This is a genomic window from Streptococcus mitis (assembly GCF_003943905.1).
Classification (GTDB): Bacteria; Bacillota; Bacilli; order Lactobacillales; family Streptococcaceae; genus Streptococcus; species Streptococcus mitis_BC.
In genome coordinates this window covers 212,575-228,735 of record NZ_RJNS01000003.1, presented here as the reverse complement: position 1 = coordinate 228,735, position 16,161 = coordinate 212,575, and the positions used below count along the sequence as shown (strand labels likewise).

Annotated in this window: 20 protein-coding genes; all 20 read left to right on the top strand. The window is 41.4% G+C overall.

Going from position 1 to position 16,161, the window contains the following annotated elements:
- Positions 1–100 precede the first annotated feature (100 nt).
- The 20 genes from uvrC to D8854_RS06890 all read left to right on the top strand — a co-directional run bounded on the left by uvrC (position 101) and on the right by D8854_RS06890 (position 16,159).
- Complete coding sequence (uvrC, locus tag D8854_RS06985; RefSeq protein WP_125450314.1) at positions 101–1,924, top strand: excinuclease ABC subunit UvrC; 1,824 nt, start codon at positions 101–103, stop codon at positions 1,922–1,924.
- 24 nt (positions 1,925–1,948) lie between these two features.
- Complete coding sequence (locus tag D8854_RS06980) at positions 1,949–2,560, top strand: hypothetical protein (protein ID WP_061421268.1); 612 nt, start codon at positions 1,949–1,951, stop codon at positions 2,558–2,560.
- Complete coding sequence (locus D8854_RS06975; protein ID WP_125450313.1) at positions 2,550–3,395, top strand: metallophosphoesterase family protein; 846 nt, start codon at positions 2,550–2,552, stop codon at positions 3,393–3,395. The genes D8854_RS06980 and D8854_RS06975 overlap by 11 nt, the downstream gene beginning before the upstream one ends.
- Positions 3,396–3,547: 152 nt before the next feature.
- Positions 3,548–4,072: a hypothetical protein gene (locus D8854_RS06970; RefSeq protein WP_000720917.1), complete on the top strand. Its 525-nt coding sequence runs from the start codon at positions 3,548–3,550 to the stop codon at positions 4,070–4,072.
- Positions 4,073–4,370: 298 nt separating this feature from the next.
- Positions 4,371–4,766 carry a hypothetical protein gene (locus tag D8854_RS06965; RefSeq protein ID WP_125450312.1) on the top strand — a complete coding sequence of 132 codons (396 nt, stop codon included), beginning with the start codon at positions 4,371–4,373 and terminating at the stop codon, positions 4,764–4,766.
- On the top strand, positions 4,763–5,992 hold the full coding sequence (locus tag D8854_RS06960; protein ID WP_125450311.1) for a triacylglycerol lipase: 1,230 nt from the start codon (positions 4,763–4,765) through the stop codon (positions 5,990–5,992). The genes D8854_RS06965 and D8854_RS06960 overlap by 4 nt, the downstream gene beginning before the upstream one ends.
- Positions 5,974–6,366, top strand: a complete 393-nt coding sequence (locus D8854_RS06955) for a hypothetical protein (protein ID WP_125450310.1) — start codon at positions 5,974–5,976, stop codon at positions 6,364–6,366. The genes D8854_RS06960 and D8854_RS06955 overlap by 19 nt, the downstream gene beginning before the upstream one ends.
- Positions 6,347–6,640, top strand: coding sequence for a hypothetical protein (locus D8854_RS06950; protein WP_125450309.1), 294 nt, complete (start codon positions 6,347–6,349; stop codon positions 6,638–6,640). Before D8854_RS06955 ends, D8854_RS06950 begins: the two co-directional genes overlap by 20 nt.
- A gap of 141 nt (positions 6,641–6,781) precedes the next feature.
- Positions 6,782–7,387 carry a nitroreductase family protein gene (locus tag D8854_RS06945; protein ID WP_125450308.1) on the top strand — a complete coding sequence of 202 codons (606 nt, stop codon included), beginning with the start codon at positions 6,782–6,784 and terminating at the stop codon, positions 7,385–7,387.
- 12 nt (positions 7,388–7,399) lie between these two features.
- Positions 7,400–8,800, top strand: coding sequence for a dipeptidase PepV (gene pepV, locus D8854_RS06940; protein ID WP_125450307.1), 1,401 nt, complete (start codon positions 7,400–7,402; stop codon positions 8,798–8,800).
- Positions 8,801–8,853: 53 nt separating this feature from the next.
- Positions 8,854–9,444: a uracil-DNA glycosylase family protein gene (locus tag D8854_RS06935; RefSeq protein WP_125450306.1), complete on the top strand. Its 591-nt coding sequence runs from the start codon at positions 8,854–8,856 to the stop codon at positions 9,442–9,444.
- Positions 9,441–9,728: a rhodanese-like domain-containing protein gene (locus D8854_RS06930; protein WP_125450305.1), complete on the top strand. Its 288-nt coding sequence runs from the start codon at positions 9,441–9,443 to the stop codon at positions 9,726–9,728. Before D8854_RS06935 ends, D8854_RS06930 begins: the two co-directional genes overlap by 4 nt.
- Positions 9,729–9,913: 185 nt before the next feature.
- Complete coding sequence (gene brnQ, locus D8854_RS06925; protein WP_162284892.1) at positions 9,914–11,239, top strand: branched-chain amino acid transport system II carrier protein; 1,326 nt, start codon at positions 9,914–9,916, stop codon at positions 11,237–11,239.
- Between the two features lie 100 nt (positions 11,240–11,339).
- Positions 11,340–12,377, top strand: a complete 1,038-nt coding sequence (locus D8854_RS06920) for a M42 family metallopeptidase (protein ID WP_125450304.1) — start codon at positions 11,340–11,342, stop codon at positions 12,375–12,377.
- A 1-nt stretch (position 12,378) separates the two neighbouring features.
- Positions 12,379–12,840, top strand: a complete 462-nt coding sequence (locus D8854_RS06915) for an HIT family protein (protein ID WP_125450303.1) — start codon at positions 12,379–12,381, stop codon at positions 12,838–12,840.
- 14 nt (positions 12,841–12,854) lie between these two features.
- Positions 12,855–13,571 carry an LD-carboxypeptidase LdcB/DacB gene (gene ldcB, locus D8854_RS06910; protein ID WP_125450302.1) on the top strand — a complete coding sequence of 239 codons (717 nt, stop codon included), beginning with the start codon at positions 12,855–12,857 and terminating at the stop codon, positions 13,569–13,571.
- Positions 13,572–13,693: 122 nt separating this feature from the next.
- Positions 13,694–14,119, top strand: a complete 426-nt coding sequence (gene rplK / locus D8854_RS06905; protein WP_001085808.1) for a 50S ribosomal protein L11 — start codon at positions 13,694–13,696, stop codon at positions 14,117–14,119.
- A 207-nt stretch (positions 14,120–14,326) separates the two neighbouring features.
- The gene (gene rplA / locus D8854_RS06900) at positions 14,327–15,016 is read left to right on the top strand and encodes a 50S ribosomal protein L1 (RefSeq protein ID WP_001085675.1); all 690 of its coding nucleotides are present in this window, start codon (positions 14,327–14,329) and stop codon (positions 15,014–15,016) included.
- Positions 15,017–15,089: 73 nt separating this feature from the next.
- Positions 15,090–15,527, top strand: coding sequence for a GNAT family N-acetyltransferase (locus D8854_RS06895; protein ID WP_125450301.1), 438 nt, complete (start codon positions 15,090–15,092; stop codon positions 15,525–15,527).
- 119 nt (positions 15,528–15,646) lie between these two features.
- A complete protein-coding gene (locus D8854_RS06890) occupies positions 15,647–16,159 on the top strand; it encodes an adenine phosphoribosyltransferase (protein ID WP_001049316.1) in 513 nt (170 codons plus the stop codon).
- Positions 16,160–16,161 lie beyond the last annotated feature (2 nt).

The following is a 16,161-nucleotide window of genomic DNA, read 5'->3' as shown; positions in this document are numbered from 1 at the left end:
ATGAAGTCGGTGCAATCTGAAATGAAATCAAAGCTCCTCCAACAAGTGATTGGTGGGCTTTTTGTTCGTCCTGTTACGGCCTTTTTGCTATAATGGAACTATGAACAACTTGATTAAATCAAAACTAGAGCTCCTGCCAACCAGCCCTGGTTGTTACATTCACAAGGATAAAAATGGCACTATTATCTATGTAGGAAAGGCTAAAAATCTGCGCAACCGCGTGCGCTCCTATTTTCGTGGGAGTCACGATACCAAGACGGAAGCTCTGGTATCTGAGATTGTGGATTTTGAATTTATCGTCACTGAGTCCAATATTGAGGCACTTCTCCTAGAAATCAACCTGATTAAGGAAAATAAGCCCAAGTACAATATCATGCTCAAGGATGATAAGTCCTATCCCTTCATCAAAATCACCAATGAGCGTTATCCTCGCTTGATTATCACCCGTCAGGTCAAAAAGGACGGAGGTCTTTATTTTGGACCTTATCCTGATGTGGGAGCGGCCAATGAAATCAAGCGACTACTGGATCGGATTTTTCCTTTTCGGAAATGTACCAACCCGCCGTCTAAGGTTTGTTTTTACTACCATATCGGCCAATGTATGGCCCACACCATCTGTCAGAAAGATGAGGCTTATTTCAAGTCCATGGCTCAGGAGGTTTCTGATTTCCTAAAAGGACAGGATGACAAAATCATCGATGACCTCAAGGGGAAGATGGCTGCGGCAGCTCAGACCATGGAATTTGAACGTGCGGCGGAATACCGTGACCTGATTCAGGCCATTGGAACGCTTCGGACCAAGCAACGGGTCATGGCGAAAGATTTGCAAAATCGGGACGTCTTTGGTTACTATGTGGATAAGGGCTGGATGTGTGTTCAGGTTTTCTTTGTCCGTCAGGGAAAACTCATCGAGCGGGATGTCAATCTTTTCCCTTATTACAACGATCCGGATGAGGACTTCTTGACCTATGTGGGACAATTCTATCAAGAAAAATCTCACCTGGTTCCCAATGAAGTATTGATTCCGCAGGATATTGACGAAGAAGCCGTCAAGGCCTTGGTGGATACCAAGATTTTCAAGCCCCAACGTGGAGAGAAAAAACAACTGGTCAATCTAGCCATAAAAAATGCCCGTGTTAGTCTGGAGCAAAAGTTCAATCTGCTAGAAAAATCTGTCGAAAAGACCCAAGGAGCTATTGAAAATCTGGGACGCTTGCTTCAAATTCCGACCCCAGTCCGCATCGAGTCCTTTGATAACTCTAATATCATGGGAACCAGTCCGGTGTCTGCCATGGTGGTCTTTGTCAATGGTAAACCCAGTAAGAAGGATTACCGTAAGTACAAGATAAAAACGGTTGTAGGTCCAGATGACTATGCCAGTATGCGTGAAGTCATTCGCAGACGTTATGGCCGAGTTCAACGTGATGGTTTAACTCCGCCAGATTTGATTGTCATCGATGGGGGACAAGGTCAGGTCAATATTGCTAAGCAGGTTATTCAAGAAGAGCTAGGTTTGGACATTCCCATTGCTGGGCTTCAAAAAAATGATAAGCACCAAACCCATGAATTGCTCTTCGGAGATCCACTGGAAGTGGTGGAGTTGTCTCGCAATTCTCAGGAATTTTTCCTGCTTCAGCGCATCCAAGATGAGGTCCACCGCTTTGCTATCACCTTCCACCGTCAACTGCGCTCCAAAAATTCTTTTTCATCTCAATTGGATGGGATTGACGGTCTGGGACCTAAACGCAAGCAGAATCTCATGAAGCATTTCAAGTCTCTCACTAAAATCAAGGAAGCCAGTGTGGATGAGATTGTCGAAGTTGGTGTGCCAAGGGCAGTCGCAGAAGCTGTGCAGAGAAAGTTGAACCCACAGGAAGAAGTGGAGTTGGCTCAAGTAGCAGAACCATTAAAAGAATTGGAATAAGTATCTAGATAGAAAGTAGAAGAAATGAATAGGATTGAGATTGACAGAGATATACTCCTTTTTTTACGATTTGCTTACTTTGGGAATTCAAAAGATTTATTTTTGGCTGCAACTACAAGAGCCTATCTGGATTTTAATCGAACCTTGCGATTTCATGGCATGCCAGATGAACAGCGCTTGGAGATGAGAAATCGGGCCTCTAAATGTATCAAAGAAGCAATTTTAAATCTCTTGAATCGGGACAAGCTGTGTCAAACTGATTTTGATAGTTGGCATCATAGGACTTGTGATGTTTTGATAGATTGCTATCGCTCAAATGGGATTCGATTCACTTATGGTCATGCTCAAAAGTGGATTAATATGACGTTCAAGTATCTGTATATGCTTGAAGCTGTAACCCTAGACTCCGTTTTTCCTTTTTTACACGTACCGATAGATAACATCGTGTTAGAGAGGGCGAACAAACAGTTGTGTATCCCAAAACCTTCTCAAGTGTGGAGTAGTTGGGGAGATTACGCTTTCTATCTTCAATATCAAGGTTATTTGAGACAAAGAATAGGCAAGGAAAATCCTCTTCGTTGGGAGTTTCACAATTGGCTAGATGAAATAGAAAAAGGAAACCATCATGAACCATAAAATCGCAATTTTATCAGATATTCATGGCAATGCGACAGCCTTAGAAGCAGTAATTGCAGATGCTAAAACTCAAGGAGCCAGTGAATATTGGCTTATGGGAGACATTTTCCTCCCGGGTCCAGGTGCAAATGACTTGGTCGCTCTGTTAAAGGAACTTCCTATCACAGCAAGTGTTCGAGGCAATTGGGATGATTGTGTCCTTGAGGCTTTAGATGGGCAATATGGCTTAGAAGACCCACAGGAAGTTCAGCTCTTGCGTATGACGCAGTATTTGATGGAGCGAATGGATCCCGATCAGATCGCTTGGCTGCGGAGCCTGCCTATGGTTGCGAAGAAAGAAATTGATGGGCTGCGTTTTTCGCTCTCTCACAACTTACCTGACAAAAACTATGGAGGAGACTTGCTGGTTGACAATGATACGGAGAAATTTGACCAGCTACTTGATGAGGAGACAGATGTAGCAGTTTACGGTCATGTCCACAAGCAGTTGCTTCGTTATGGAAGCCGAGGGCAACAAATCATCAATCCAGGTTCGATTGGCATGCCCTATTTTGATTGGGAGGCGTTAAAAAATCACCGTGCCCAGTATGCCGTGATAGAAGTGGAAGATGGGGAATTGGTAAATATTCTATTCCGAAAAGTTTCATATGATTATGAAGCAGAATTAGAATTGGCCAAGTCTAAGGACCTTCCCTTTATCGAAATGTATGAAGAGCTACGACGAGAAGACAACTATCGGGGGCACAATCTGGAACTTTTAGCTAGTTTAATTGAAAAGCATGGGTATATAGAGGATGTAAAGAATTATTTTGATTTCTTGCAAAGTGAGAAATAAAGCGGGCAGCCCTTATTTCGAAGTGAGGTTTATAGTCGAATTGCTTAGAAGAGAGTCAGACGATAAGGAAGAAAAGACAGCTTAGCTAAAGTTTGACATTGAAATTATTTTGTTATACAATGAACTTAATTCTTAATAAAAAGGAGAACATTATGAAGAAAATTATTACAGCCAGTATGGCTCTTTTATCTGTTGTTGTTTTAGCAGCATGTTCAGGGAAAACAACGTCTGATTCTTCGACTAAGACTTCAAGCTCTGTAGAACAAACTTCTTCTTCAGAGACTTCATCAACAACGTCTAGTTCAAAGACAGAAAATAATGAGGTTGTTTTGATCACCGATGAAGAAATTGACAATGCTAAAACTGTTGGAGATGTGAAGAAAGTCTTTGGCAAATTAGTCGACAATTATAAAAAGCATGCAGTTGAAATTGGGGAAAAAATTCCAGAGAGTGGAAAAGAAGCATATAACGCCCAAGTTGAACCAGCGCTTAAGTCTATGGAGACTGTAAGAGAGTCATTTAACGAAAGCCTTTCAAGTATTGGTTCTGATGATACAGTAGTGCCAGAACAAACTCGTACTCTATTTGTTCAACAGTTGAAAACTGGACGTGACACAATGAAGAAAGCGCTGGAAGCGGCTTATAAAGCAATTGCTCCATACACATCTGGTCAATAATATAAGAAAGTAGGTGTTCGATCACCTGCTTTTTGATTGCTTCAAATCTAAAGCGATACCTACTTAAATAGCTCCAAATTAATAGCAGAGAGTTTGAAAGAAGTACTAACTCTATGAAAAATCCCTGCAAGCTCTTTCAAAATATGGTAGAATGGAAGCAGTAGAATTAGAAAAGGAAATCGCGAGTGAACTATGCTGATCTTGAATTCAATGCACAAGACCATAGCGGCTATTGGTCCTATACTATAAGACAATTAAGACCAAGTTGCTTTATAGAATAATATAAGGAGGTGTGTCCATGAATAGGCACAAAAAATGGGGTATTATTGCTTTAGTAATTTGTATTATAGGAGGAATTGTAATGTTTAGTTTGAATCACCAAAAAGAAAGAACGTTGGAAGAGAAAATGAGAATTGAACAGGATAGGATGGCGTTATACTTAGTTAATCATTACGAAGGAGTTCGCGTGGTGGAATTCGAATCTTTCTCTAAGGATAGTATAACAGGGACATGGAGTGGTGATGCGCTTGTTAATGATAAGTACTATGTTAGATTCACATTATGGAATGTAGGTGGTGAAATTAGTATGTCCCAACTAACATCTAGAAATTCAGGCGAAGTTTTAGAAAAGAGAAAACAGATTGATAGTAAATCAGACTTGGACATAGATGTAAGGTATGGTAAATTAAAATGATAACTGAAAAAGATTATAGATATATTGCTGACGATGTTTATAAAGTGGATGCTCTAAAGGTGAATAGACCTTATAGTAAGGATGATTTGGTTGGGAACGACCGGTTTAAAGTAATCACCAATCCCATAGACAACACCTCTAACGGTATGCAGGCGATGGCAGTTGCTCCTGTGGATAAAAATGGGAATGTGGATTATAGCCATGTAGTGATTGCCTATGCAGGGACGAATAAAGATGACATAAAGGATCTTGAAACGGATGCACAGTCTTTAGGGCTCGGGAGGGATAAACTACAGTTTCGTTCAGGACTAAATTCTGCGAAAGTAGTAGATTCTCAGTTTGTGACAGCTTTGAATTATGCCAAGGAGGTGGAGGAAGAGGTCAGACAAAAACATCACTCTGCTAAAATCACAACTGCGGGGCATTCGCTTGGAGAGTCTCTGGCTATGTATGTCGCTTTAAAGCGAGGTTATGCCAATGTTGGGTATAATGGGCCAGATATTCATAACTTGATTTCGAAAGAAGAAATCAAGTACATGCAAGAACATCCAGAACAATTTCGCAATTACCGTCATAAGTATGATGTTATTGGCAATATTACGGGGAATACGACTCAAACAGCCATTTATCCCTACATCTACCCTGCAAAAGATAACTGGGGTGACAAGTTAGAATATCATAACTTGTCACAGTGGAAGTTTGATGAGAATGGCCAGCTAGTTGATTTGGACGGAAAACGAATCACGAATCTCAAAGTAACGGCGCTAGCAGAAGCAACAGCAGGTATGTATCGCTACCAAAAAATCAAAAGCTACCTCTCAGCAGATGGTTTGTCAAGCAAGGAAGAAATATACTTGGATAGCTTACAGGGGATGGCTCTAGGGGAAGGAATGGCTAATGCGGCTCGAGCTGGTGCAGACGACATCAAGCACCTTCAAGAGGAGGTGGTGTCAAAGGTACAGGATTTATGGAATCAGCTTGACTTTAGTAGCTTCCGATACCTGAGTTATGATGAAGTCCTATCGACTTTTGCGTCAGTGGGTGTGACTTATGATACGATTGTTGGTTCAGTTGAGCAAGATTTTGAGCAAGTGAATCAAAAGGCCGAAAAACTAGCCACAGAGTTTGCTAGCCTTAACCAACAGATTATCCAAGTCATAGAGAATAAACTAGCTACAGATAAGGAATTGGCAGGAGAGTTTAGAAAATGGAACAGTCGGATTTAGTCTTCCAAAAGTTAAAAGCAAAAGAAAAAGAGTATCATGATTTGGAAGATGAGTATCTAAAGCAGAAAGCAACTTTTACGAATCAACGTAATGAACTCTATGAACGTCGAGATCGACTTGCCCGAATCGTAGAAGACGAAGCTGGTAAGATGACTGCTTTTCTTCAAAAAGGACAACACAGTTACCAAGATGGAGAACAGTTTTATAGGAGTTTACAACAATTGATGGAGGATTCTCAGTTTGCGTGTAGGCGTAGAGAAGATGAATTGCAGTATCGAGAGGATTTGTTAGACAGAGATTATCGTAAAAGTCGTGATGAGTTAGAACAGACAATCGGAGATTTAAGGAGATCATATGCTCGCACCATTAAATGAATATTACACAGATGAAGAATATGAATTTGCTTTACGTCAGATGTATCGCATGATGGAGAAGAATAGAATCTATACAATGGCGGCAGTAATCTTAAAAGAAAAAAATTCCTTGCAAACAGATTATAAAGAGAAAGTAAAAGAAAGTGCGGAGGAGACAAAAGTCGCTATTGGGAAAATAAAATCACAGATGGATACGGCTATAAAAGGTCAGGTAAAGAAAAAGTTGGAAGAGGTGACAGCGGAGAAGTTGTCTCAGTATGATTTCATCTGCTAATTTTTTAGTGATTGAATAGAAGAATTATTACAAACTGTGCAGAGCAGTTTTTTTGCTCTTGCTTTTCCTATGAAAAATCTCTGCAAGCTCTTTCAAAATATGGTAGAATGGAAGCAGTAGAATTAGAAAAGGAAATCGATTATGAAATTTCTTGAATTAAATAAAAAACGTCATGCGACTAAGCATTTCACTGATAAGCCAGTTGACCCTAAAGATGTGCGTACTGCTATCGAAATTGCAACCTTGGCTCCAAGTGCCCACAACAGCCAGCCATGGAAGTTTGTGGTCGTTCGTGAGAAAAATGCTGAACTGGCAAAATTGGCTTATGGTTCAAACTTTGAGCAGGTTTCGTCTGCGCCAGTGACCATTGCCTTATTTACCGATACAGACCTGGCCAAACGTGCCCGCAAGATTGCCCGTGTTGGCGGTGCAAAGAATTTCTCAGAAGAGCAACTTCAATACTTCATGAAAAATTTGCCTGCTGAATATGCACGTTACAATGAGCAACAGATTAGTGCCTACCTAGCCCTCAATGCTGGTTTGGTTGCCATGAACTTGGTTCTCGCTCTTACAGATCAAGGGATTGGTTCCAACATTATCCTTGGTTTTGACAAATCAAAAGTCAACGAAGTTTTGAATATCGAAGACCGTTTCCGCCCGGAACTCTTGATTACAGTGGGTTACACGGATGAAAAATTGGAACCAAGCTACCGCTTGCCAGTAGATGAAATCATCGAGAAAAGATAGAAAGAAGAAAAAATGACAGCAATTGATTTTACAGCAGAAGTAGAAAAACGCAAAGAAGACCTCTTGGCTGACTTGTTTAGCCTTTTGGAAATCAACTCTGAACGTGACGACAGTAAGGCTGATGCGCAGCATCCCTTTGGGCCTGGTCCAGTCAAAGCCTTGGAAAAATTCCTTGAAATTGCAGACCGTGATGGCTATCCAACTAAAAATGTAGACAACTACGCAGGTCATTTCGAGTTTGGTCAAGGGGAAGAAGTTCTTGGAATCTTTGCCCACATGGACGTAGTACCTGCTGGTAGTGGTTGGGACACTGATCCATACACACCAACCATCAAGGACGGTCGCCTCTATGCGCGTGGTGCTTCTGATGATAAGGGTCCTACAACAGCTTGTTACTATGGTTTGAAAATCATCAAAGAATTGGGCCTTCCAACTTCTAAAAAAGTTCGCTTTATCGTTGGAACAGACGAAGAATCAGGCTGGGCAGACATGGACTACTATTTTGAACATGTAGGACTAGCAAAACCAGACTTCGGTTTCTCACCAGACGCTGAATTCCCAATCATCAATGGTGAAAAAGGAAATATCACAGAATACCTCCACTTTAGAGGTGAAAATGCAGGTGCTGCTCGTCTTCACAGCTTTACAGGTGGCTTGCGTGAAAACATGGTACCAGAGTCAGCAACGGCAGTCGTTTCAGGTGACTTGGATGACTTGCAAGAAAAACTAGATGCCTTTGTTGCAGAACACAAACTCAGAGGAGAAATCCAAGAAGAAAACGGTCAGTACAAGGTTATTATTATCGGTAAATCTGCCCACGGTGCTATGCCTGCTTCAGGTGTCAACGGTGCAACTTACCTTGCTCTCTTCCTCAGCCAGTTTGACTTTGCTGGTCCAGCAAAAGACTACCTTGACATCGCTGGAAAAATTCTCTTGAACGACCATGAAGGTGAAAATCTCAAGATTGCTCATGTGGATGAAAAGATGGGTGCCCTTTCTATGAATGCTGGTGTCTTCCGCTTTGATGAAACAAGTGCTGACAATACCATTGCTCTCAATATTCGTTATCCAAAAGGAACCAGTCCTGAGCATATCCAGTCAATCCTTGAAAACTTGCCAGTTGCTTCTGTCAGCTTGTCAGAGCATGGTCATACGCCTCATTATGTACCGATGGAAGATCCACTTGTGCAAACCTTGTTGAATGTTTATGAAAAACAAACTGGTCTTAAAGGTCATGAGCAAGTTATCGGTGGTGGTACTTTTGGTCGCTTGCTAGAACGCGGCGTTGCCTACGGTGCTATGTTCCCAGACTCAATTGACACCATGCACCAAGCCAATGAATTTATCGCCTTGGACGATCTCTTCCGAGCAGCAGCAATCTATGCTGAAGCTATCTATGAATTGATCAAATAAGCCTTTAGAAGTCTGAGATTCTAATCTTAGACTTCTTTTTGGAGGGAAACTAGATGTCTCAAATTGAAAAGATCAAACAAGCCATTATGGCTGATTCGCAAAACAAAAGCTATACAGATCAGGGGATAGAGCCTCTCTTTGCAGCGCCAAAAACTGCTCGCATCAATATCATCGGTCAGGCACCGGGACTTAAAACCCAAGAAGCAGGTCTTTACTGGAAGGATAAAAGCGGAGATCGCTTGCGGGACTGGCTCGGCGTGGATGAAGATACTTTTTACAATTCAGGTTATTTTGCGGTGTTGCCTATGGATTTCTATTTTCCAGGACATGGTAAGTCAGGAGATCTACCGCCTCGAGCTGGCTTTGCAGAAAAGTGGCATCCGAAGCTCTTGCAAGAATTGCCCGATATCCAATTAACCCTTTTAATCGGACAGTATGCCCAAGCCTATTATTTAAATGAGAAAGTCAGTGGCAAGGTAACAGAGCGGGTGAAACACTACAAAGATTATTTGCCAACCTATTTTCCACTAGTGCACCCATCACCACGAAACCAAATCTGGATGGCCAAAAATCCTTGGTTTGAATCAGAAGTGGTGCCAGATTTGAAAAAAAGAATTAAAACGATTTTAGGAGAAAAAGAATGAAAGAAATTTCCTTCGATGAATTTTACAAGCTTTATCAAAATGAGAAACTTTCTCTAGTGGACGTGAGAGAAGTAGAAGAGTTCGAGACGCTTCATTTAGAAGGTGCTCAGAACCTACCACTTAGTCAATTAGCTGATATCTATGATCAATTGGACAAGGACCAGTTGCATTATGTCATTTGCAAATCTGGGATGAGGTCAGCTCGTGCTTGCCAATTCTTAGAGGAACATGGATACAAGGCCATCAATGTCCAAGGTGGAATGACGGCCTTTGAAAATCTTTAAACCTATATGGTGATAGATCCTAATCTTCCCTTGCTCGGTTCCAACTGAGTGAGGGTTTTTTGTTTTTAGACAATTCTTATTTTTAAAAATATTGAAAACATTCAATGATTAATTTTGGATACTTTTTTCAGAGTCTTAATCATGGTATACTAGGTCAGTATTTTAGAAATATGAAGGAGATTTTTATGGCTAAAAAAGGTGCTCTAACAGGCTTGCTCCTGTTTGGAATATTTTTTGGTGCGGGAAACTTGATTTTTCCACCTTCTCTAGGTGCTTTATCTGGAGAACAGTTTCTTCCTGCCATCGCAGGTTTTGTCTTTTCAGGTGTCGGTATTGCTGTCTTGACACTTATTATTGGAACTCTAAACCCGAAAGGATACATTCACGAGATTTCTAAGAAAATCTCACCTTGGTTTGCGACGCTTTATCTTGCAGTCCTCTATCTATCGATTGGTCCCTTCTTTGCTATTCCGCGTACAGCTACAACAGCTTATGAAGTTGGGATTAGCCCCCTCTTGTCTGAAGCAAATAAAGGTCTAGGATTGATTATCTTTACTGTGCTGTATTTTGCAGCAGCCTATCTGATTTCACTCAACCCTTCAAAGATTTTGGATCGAATCGGACGTGTTTTAACGCCAGTCTTTGCGATTTTGATTGTTATCTTAGTTGTTCTAGGAGCTTTCAAATACGGTGGAACTAGTCCTCAAGTAGCTTCAGCAGCCTATCAATCTTCTGCTTTTGGGACAGGTTTCCTAGAAGGCTATAACACCTTGGATGCCCTAGCCTCAGTGGCCTTCAGTGTAATCGCTGTTCAAACCTTGAAACAACTTGGATTCTCAAGTAAGAAAGAGTACATTTCAACCATTTGGGTTGTTGGTATCGTTGTAGCTCTTGCCTTTAGCGCTCTTTACATTGGTTTAGGATTCCTTGGAAATCATTTCCCAGTACCAGCAGAAGTGATGAAGGGTGGAACACCAGGTGTTTATATCTTGTCACAAGCAACTCAGGAAATCTTTGGTTCAACAGCTCAACTCTTCCTTGCTGTTATGGTAACTGTAACCTGCTTCACAACGACAGTTGGCTTGATTGTGTCGACAGCCGAGTTCTTTAACGGTCGTTTCCCACAAATCAGCTACAAGGTCTATGCCACTGCCTTTACCTTGATTGGATTTGCTATTGCAAATCTTGGTCTTGATGCAATCATTAAGTATTCAGTGCCAGTACTGGTAATCTTGTACCCAATCACCATCGCCATTGTGATGATCGTGATTGTTAATAAGTTTGTTGCCCTATCAAAACCGGGTATGCAGTTGACAATAGGAGTAGTTACAGCAATCGCTCTTGCAAGTGTTCTTGGAAGTTCCTTTAAGATTGAGTTTCTAGCAAATCTCGTCAATGCTCTTCCGTTTGCAGCTGCCTCTCTACCGTGGTTGGTGCCAGCTATTATTGGAATTTTGCTTTCCTTGGTTTTACCAAACAAGCAAGAAAGCGATGTTTTTGAAATGGAATAAAAAATAGAAATCACTTTTGTAAGTCAACTCTACAGGAGTGATTTTTCTTTTTTCCTCTCTACTGAAATGTGCTATAATAGGTAGCAAAAGAGGTGAAGAAATGAATCAAACTGTAAACTATATCAAAGAATTAACCGCAATTGCATCTCCGACGGGTTTTACTCGTGAGATTTCAGACTATCTAGTCCATACTTTAGAAGAGCTTGGTTACCAGCCTGTTCGCACAGCAAAGGGTGGTGTCAATGTAACTATCAAAGGTCAAAACGATGATCAACAGCGCTATGTGACTGCCCATGTGGACACACTCGGAGCTATTGTACGTGCTATCAAACCTGACGGTCGTCTCAAATTGGACCGTATCGGTGGTTTCCCTTGGAACATGATTGAGGGAGAAAACTGTACAGTCCATGTGGCTAGCACAGGTAAAAAGGTATCTGGAACCATCCTCATCCACCAGACTTCTTGTCATGTCTACAAGGATGCAGGAACTGCTGAACGCACTCAGGATAATATGGAAGTGCGTTTGGACGAAAAAGTGACCAATGAAAAAGAAACCCGCGCCTTGGGCATCGAGGTTGGCGACTTTATCAGTTTTGACCCGCGAACTGTTGTGACAGAGACTGGTTTTATCAAGTCCCGCCACTTGGATGACAAGGTCAGCGCAGCGATTTTGCTCAATCTTCTTCGTGTTTATAAGGAAGAGGGAATTGAGTTGCCAGTAACAACTCATTTTGCCTTTTCAGTCTTTGAAGAGGTAGGCCACGGTGCAAACTCCAATATTCCAGCTCAGGTAGTGGAATATCTAGCTGTAGATATGGGAGCTATGGGAGATGACCAGCAGACAGACGAATATACAGTGTCTATCTGTGTCAAGGATGCTTCAGGTCCCTATCACTATGACTTCCGTCAACACTTAGTAACTTTGGCGAAGGAGCAAGATATTCCATTTAAGCTCGACATTTATCCATTTTACGGTTCGGATGCTTCGGCAGCTATGTCAGCAGGAGCAGAGGTCAAACACGCCCTTCTTGGAGCTGGTATTGAATCAAGTCACTCTTACGAACGAACACACATTGATTCAGTCGTGGCGACCGAGCGTATGGTAGACGCCTATCTCAAGAGTGCATTGGTAGACTAATATGTGCTTGATTTGTCAAAGAATTGAATGGATCAAGGCAGGGGAAAATCCCTACTTTGTAAAAGAACTAGAAACAGGCTATGTGGTAATTGGAGACCACCAATACTTTAAGGGCTATACCTTATTTCTAGCAAAAAAGCATGTCACAGAACTCCACCAAATGGAAACCTCTGTAAAACTTCGTTTTCTAGAGGAAATGAGTTTGGTCCAAGAAGCTGTTGCCAAAGCGTTTAAGGCTGAAAAGATGAACATAGAACTTCTAGGAAATGGAGATGCCCACGCTCACTGGCACCTCTTTCCAAGACGGTCGGGTGATATGAAGGGTCATGGTCTTAATGACCGTGGTCCAGTCTGGTGGGTGCCCTGGGAAGAAATGGCGGCAGAAGATTACCAAGTGCAATCCCCTGAACTGGAACAAATGATAAGAGCCTTATCCGATGAACTAGAGAAGCACGTGGTTTAAGAGAGGAAGAAAAAATGAAGAAAAGATACATCGTTTTATCTGGTTTGCTAGCAGTAACCCTAGCAGCATGTGCTCAAGAAAAACCTAAAAATGAAGAAAACACTCAAAAGACGGAGCAAAGCAGTCAACCTGAGGGAACTGTAGGAAGTAAATCCCAAGCTTCTAGTCAGAAAAAAGCAGAAGTTGTGAATAAGGGAGACCACTATAGTATCCAAGGGAAATATGATGAAATCGTCGTAGCCAATAAGCACTATCCTTTGTCAAAAGACTACAATCCAGGAGAAAATCCAACAGCTAAAGCAGAGTTGCTGAAACTCATTGCAGCAATGCAAGAAGCTGGCTACCCAATCAGCGATCACTACAGTGGTTTTAGAAGTTATGAAACTCAAACCAAGCTTTATCAAGACTATGTGAATCAAGACGGTAAGGAAGCAGCAGATCGCTACTCAGCTCGCCCAGGTTATAGTGAACACCAGACAGGTCTTGCTTTTGATTTGATCGGGACTAACGGAGAATTAGTGACAGAGGAGAAGGCTGCTCAGTGGCTCTTGGACCATGCGGCTGACTATGGCTTTGTTGTCCGCTATCTCAAAGGCAAGGAAAAAGAGACTGGCTACATGGCAGAAGAATGGCATCTTCGCTACGTCGGAAAAGAAGCCAAAGAAATTGCTGCAAGTGGTCTCAGTTTGGAAGAATACTATGGCTTTGAAGGCGGAGATTACGTCGATTAAAAAAGAAATTTTTCTCTTGCATTTTTAGATAAATAGTGTATAATGGAAAGGTATGTGTAAAGCATACTTGTGGGAGGTAAAAATCTTTAATTACCGCCAAAACCACAAAGGAGGATTTAAAAATGGCTAAAAAAGTCGAAAAACTTGTAAAATTGCAAATCCCTGCTGGTAAAGCTACACCAGCTCCACCGGTTGGACCTGCTCTTGGTCAAGCTGGTATCAACATCATGGGATTCACAAAAGAGTTCAACGCTCGTACAGCTGACCAAGCTGGTATGATCATTCCAGTTGTTATCTCAGTATACGAAGACAAATCATTCACTTTCGTTACAAAAACACCACCAGCTGCTGTTCTTTTGAAAAAAGCTGCAGGTGTTGAAAAAGGATCAGGTACACCTAACAAAACTAAAGTTGCTACAGTTACTCGTGCACAAGTACAAGAAATTGCAGAAACTAAGATGCCAGATTTGAACGCAGCAAACATTGAGTCTGCAATGCGTATGATCGAAGGTACTGCTCGTTCTATGGGATTCACTGTTGTTGACTAATCAATAACACAGTAGAAAATCTCACAGCAGTCTATTAGTTGCTTTTCATACTAGGCAAGTGACTGAGGCTTGTACTTAGGTACAGCAAAGGAACTTAACGAAGTAGGAAAAGGAAAATAATAGACTGAAAACCCGCAAGACTTCATCATTTCGAGGAGTGACGTGGGAGATGAAAATCGATTGAACCACTTACAAGGAGAATAGAAAATGGCTAAAAAAAGCAAACAACTTCGTGCTGCTCTTGAGAAAATCGACAGCACAAAAGCATACAGTGTAGAAGAAGCTGTAGCACTTGCGAAAGAAACTAACTTTGCAAAATTTGACGCAACTGTAGAAGTTGCTTACAACTTGAACATCGATGTTAAAAAAGCTGACCAACAAATCCGTGGCGCAATGGTATTGCCAAACGGTACTGGTAAAACTTCACGCGTTCTTGTTTTCGCACGTGGTGCAAAAGCTGAAGAAGCAAAAGCTGCTGGTGCAGACTTCGTTGGTGAAGATGACCTTGTTGCGAAAATCAACGACGGTTGGTTGGACTTCGACGTAGTTATCGCTACACCTGACATGATGGCTCTTGTTGGACGTCTTGGACGTGTCCTTGGACCACGTAACTTGATGCCAAACCCTAAAACTGGTACAGTAACAATGGATGTTGCTAAAGCAGTTGAAGAGTCTAAAGGTGGTAAGATCACTTACCGTGCTGACCGTGCAGGTAACGTTCAAGCAATTATCGGTAAAGTATCATTTGAAGCTGAAAAATTGGTTGAAAACTTTAAAGCTTTCAACGAAACAATCCAAAAAGCAAAACCAGCTACAGCTAAAGGAACTTACGTAACAAACTTGACTATCACAACTACTCAAGGTGTTGGTATCAAGGTTGACGTAAACTCACTTTAATCAACTAAAATCTCTGGCTTCGGTCAGAGTTTTTTTATTCAAATTTATCAATTAAGGAATGGAGGAAATAAATTTGTTAAGAGAAGCTGTACAGGAGGATTTATTTGAGTTATTAAATCTCTACCTGTCCTTACATGAGAAAGAGATTCCAGAAGATAGTCTTCATTTGCAGCAAGTATGGAGTGAGATGATTTCTGACCAACGCCATCATGTTATCGTGAAAGAGGTGGAAGGAAGAATAGTCTCCTCCTGTATTTGTGTCATTATTCCCAATTTGACAAGAGGTGTGAGACCCTATGCTTTGATAGAAAATGTGGTGACCCGAGAAGAAGATAGAGGGAAAGGGTATGCAAGCGCTTGTCTTGAATATGCTAAACAAATAGCTAAAGAGGGAAATTGTTATAAGATAATGCTCCTGACAGGTTCTAAAAATGCCAGTACTCAGAATTTTTATAAGGGAGCTGGTTATAATAGTGAAGATAAAACAGCCTATATTCAGTGGTTGGATTAAAACTTGAATCTTAAATCAGCAGGACGAAATCTTGGATTAGCAAATAAAAATCTTCTGTTTCTTCTTTCACAGAAAATATGGTATAATAGAGAGTAAAAAACTTTGAAAGAAAGAAAAAGATGAATTTAAAAGATTATATCGCAACGATTGAAAATTATCCCAAGGAAGGCATCACCTTCCGTGATATCAGCCCATTGATGGCAGATGGCAATGCTTATAGCTATGCTGTTCGTGAAATTGTTCAGTATGCAACGGACAAGAAAATCGACATGATCGTGGGACCAGAAGCTCGTGGATTTATTGTCGGCTGTCCAGTTGCCTTTGAGTTGGGAATTGGCTTTGCTCCTGTTCGTAAACCAGGGAAATTGCCACGTGAAGTGATTTCTGCTGACTATGAGAAAGAGTACGGTATTGATACCTTGACCATGCATGCTGATGCGATCAAGCCAGGCCAACGTGTTCTCATCGTAGATGATCTCTTGGCAACAGGTGGAACTGTCAAGGCAACGATTGAGATGATTGAAAGACTTGGCGGAGTTGTAGCCGGTTGTGCTTTCTTGATTGAGTTGGATGAGCTTAAAGGCCGTGAAAAAATCGGAGATTACGATTACAAGGTACTTATGCATTATTAATG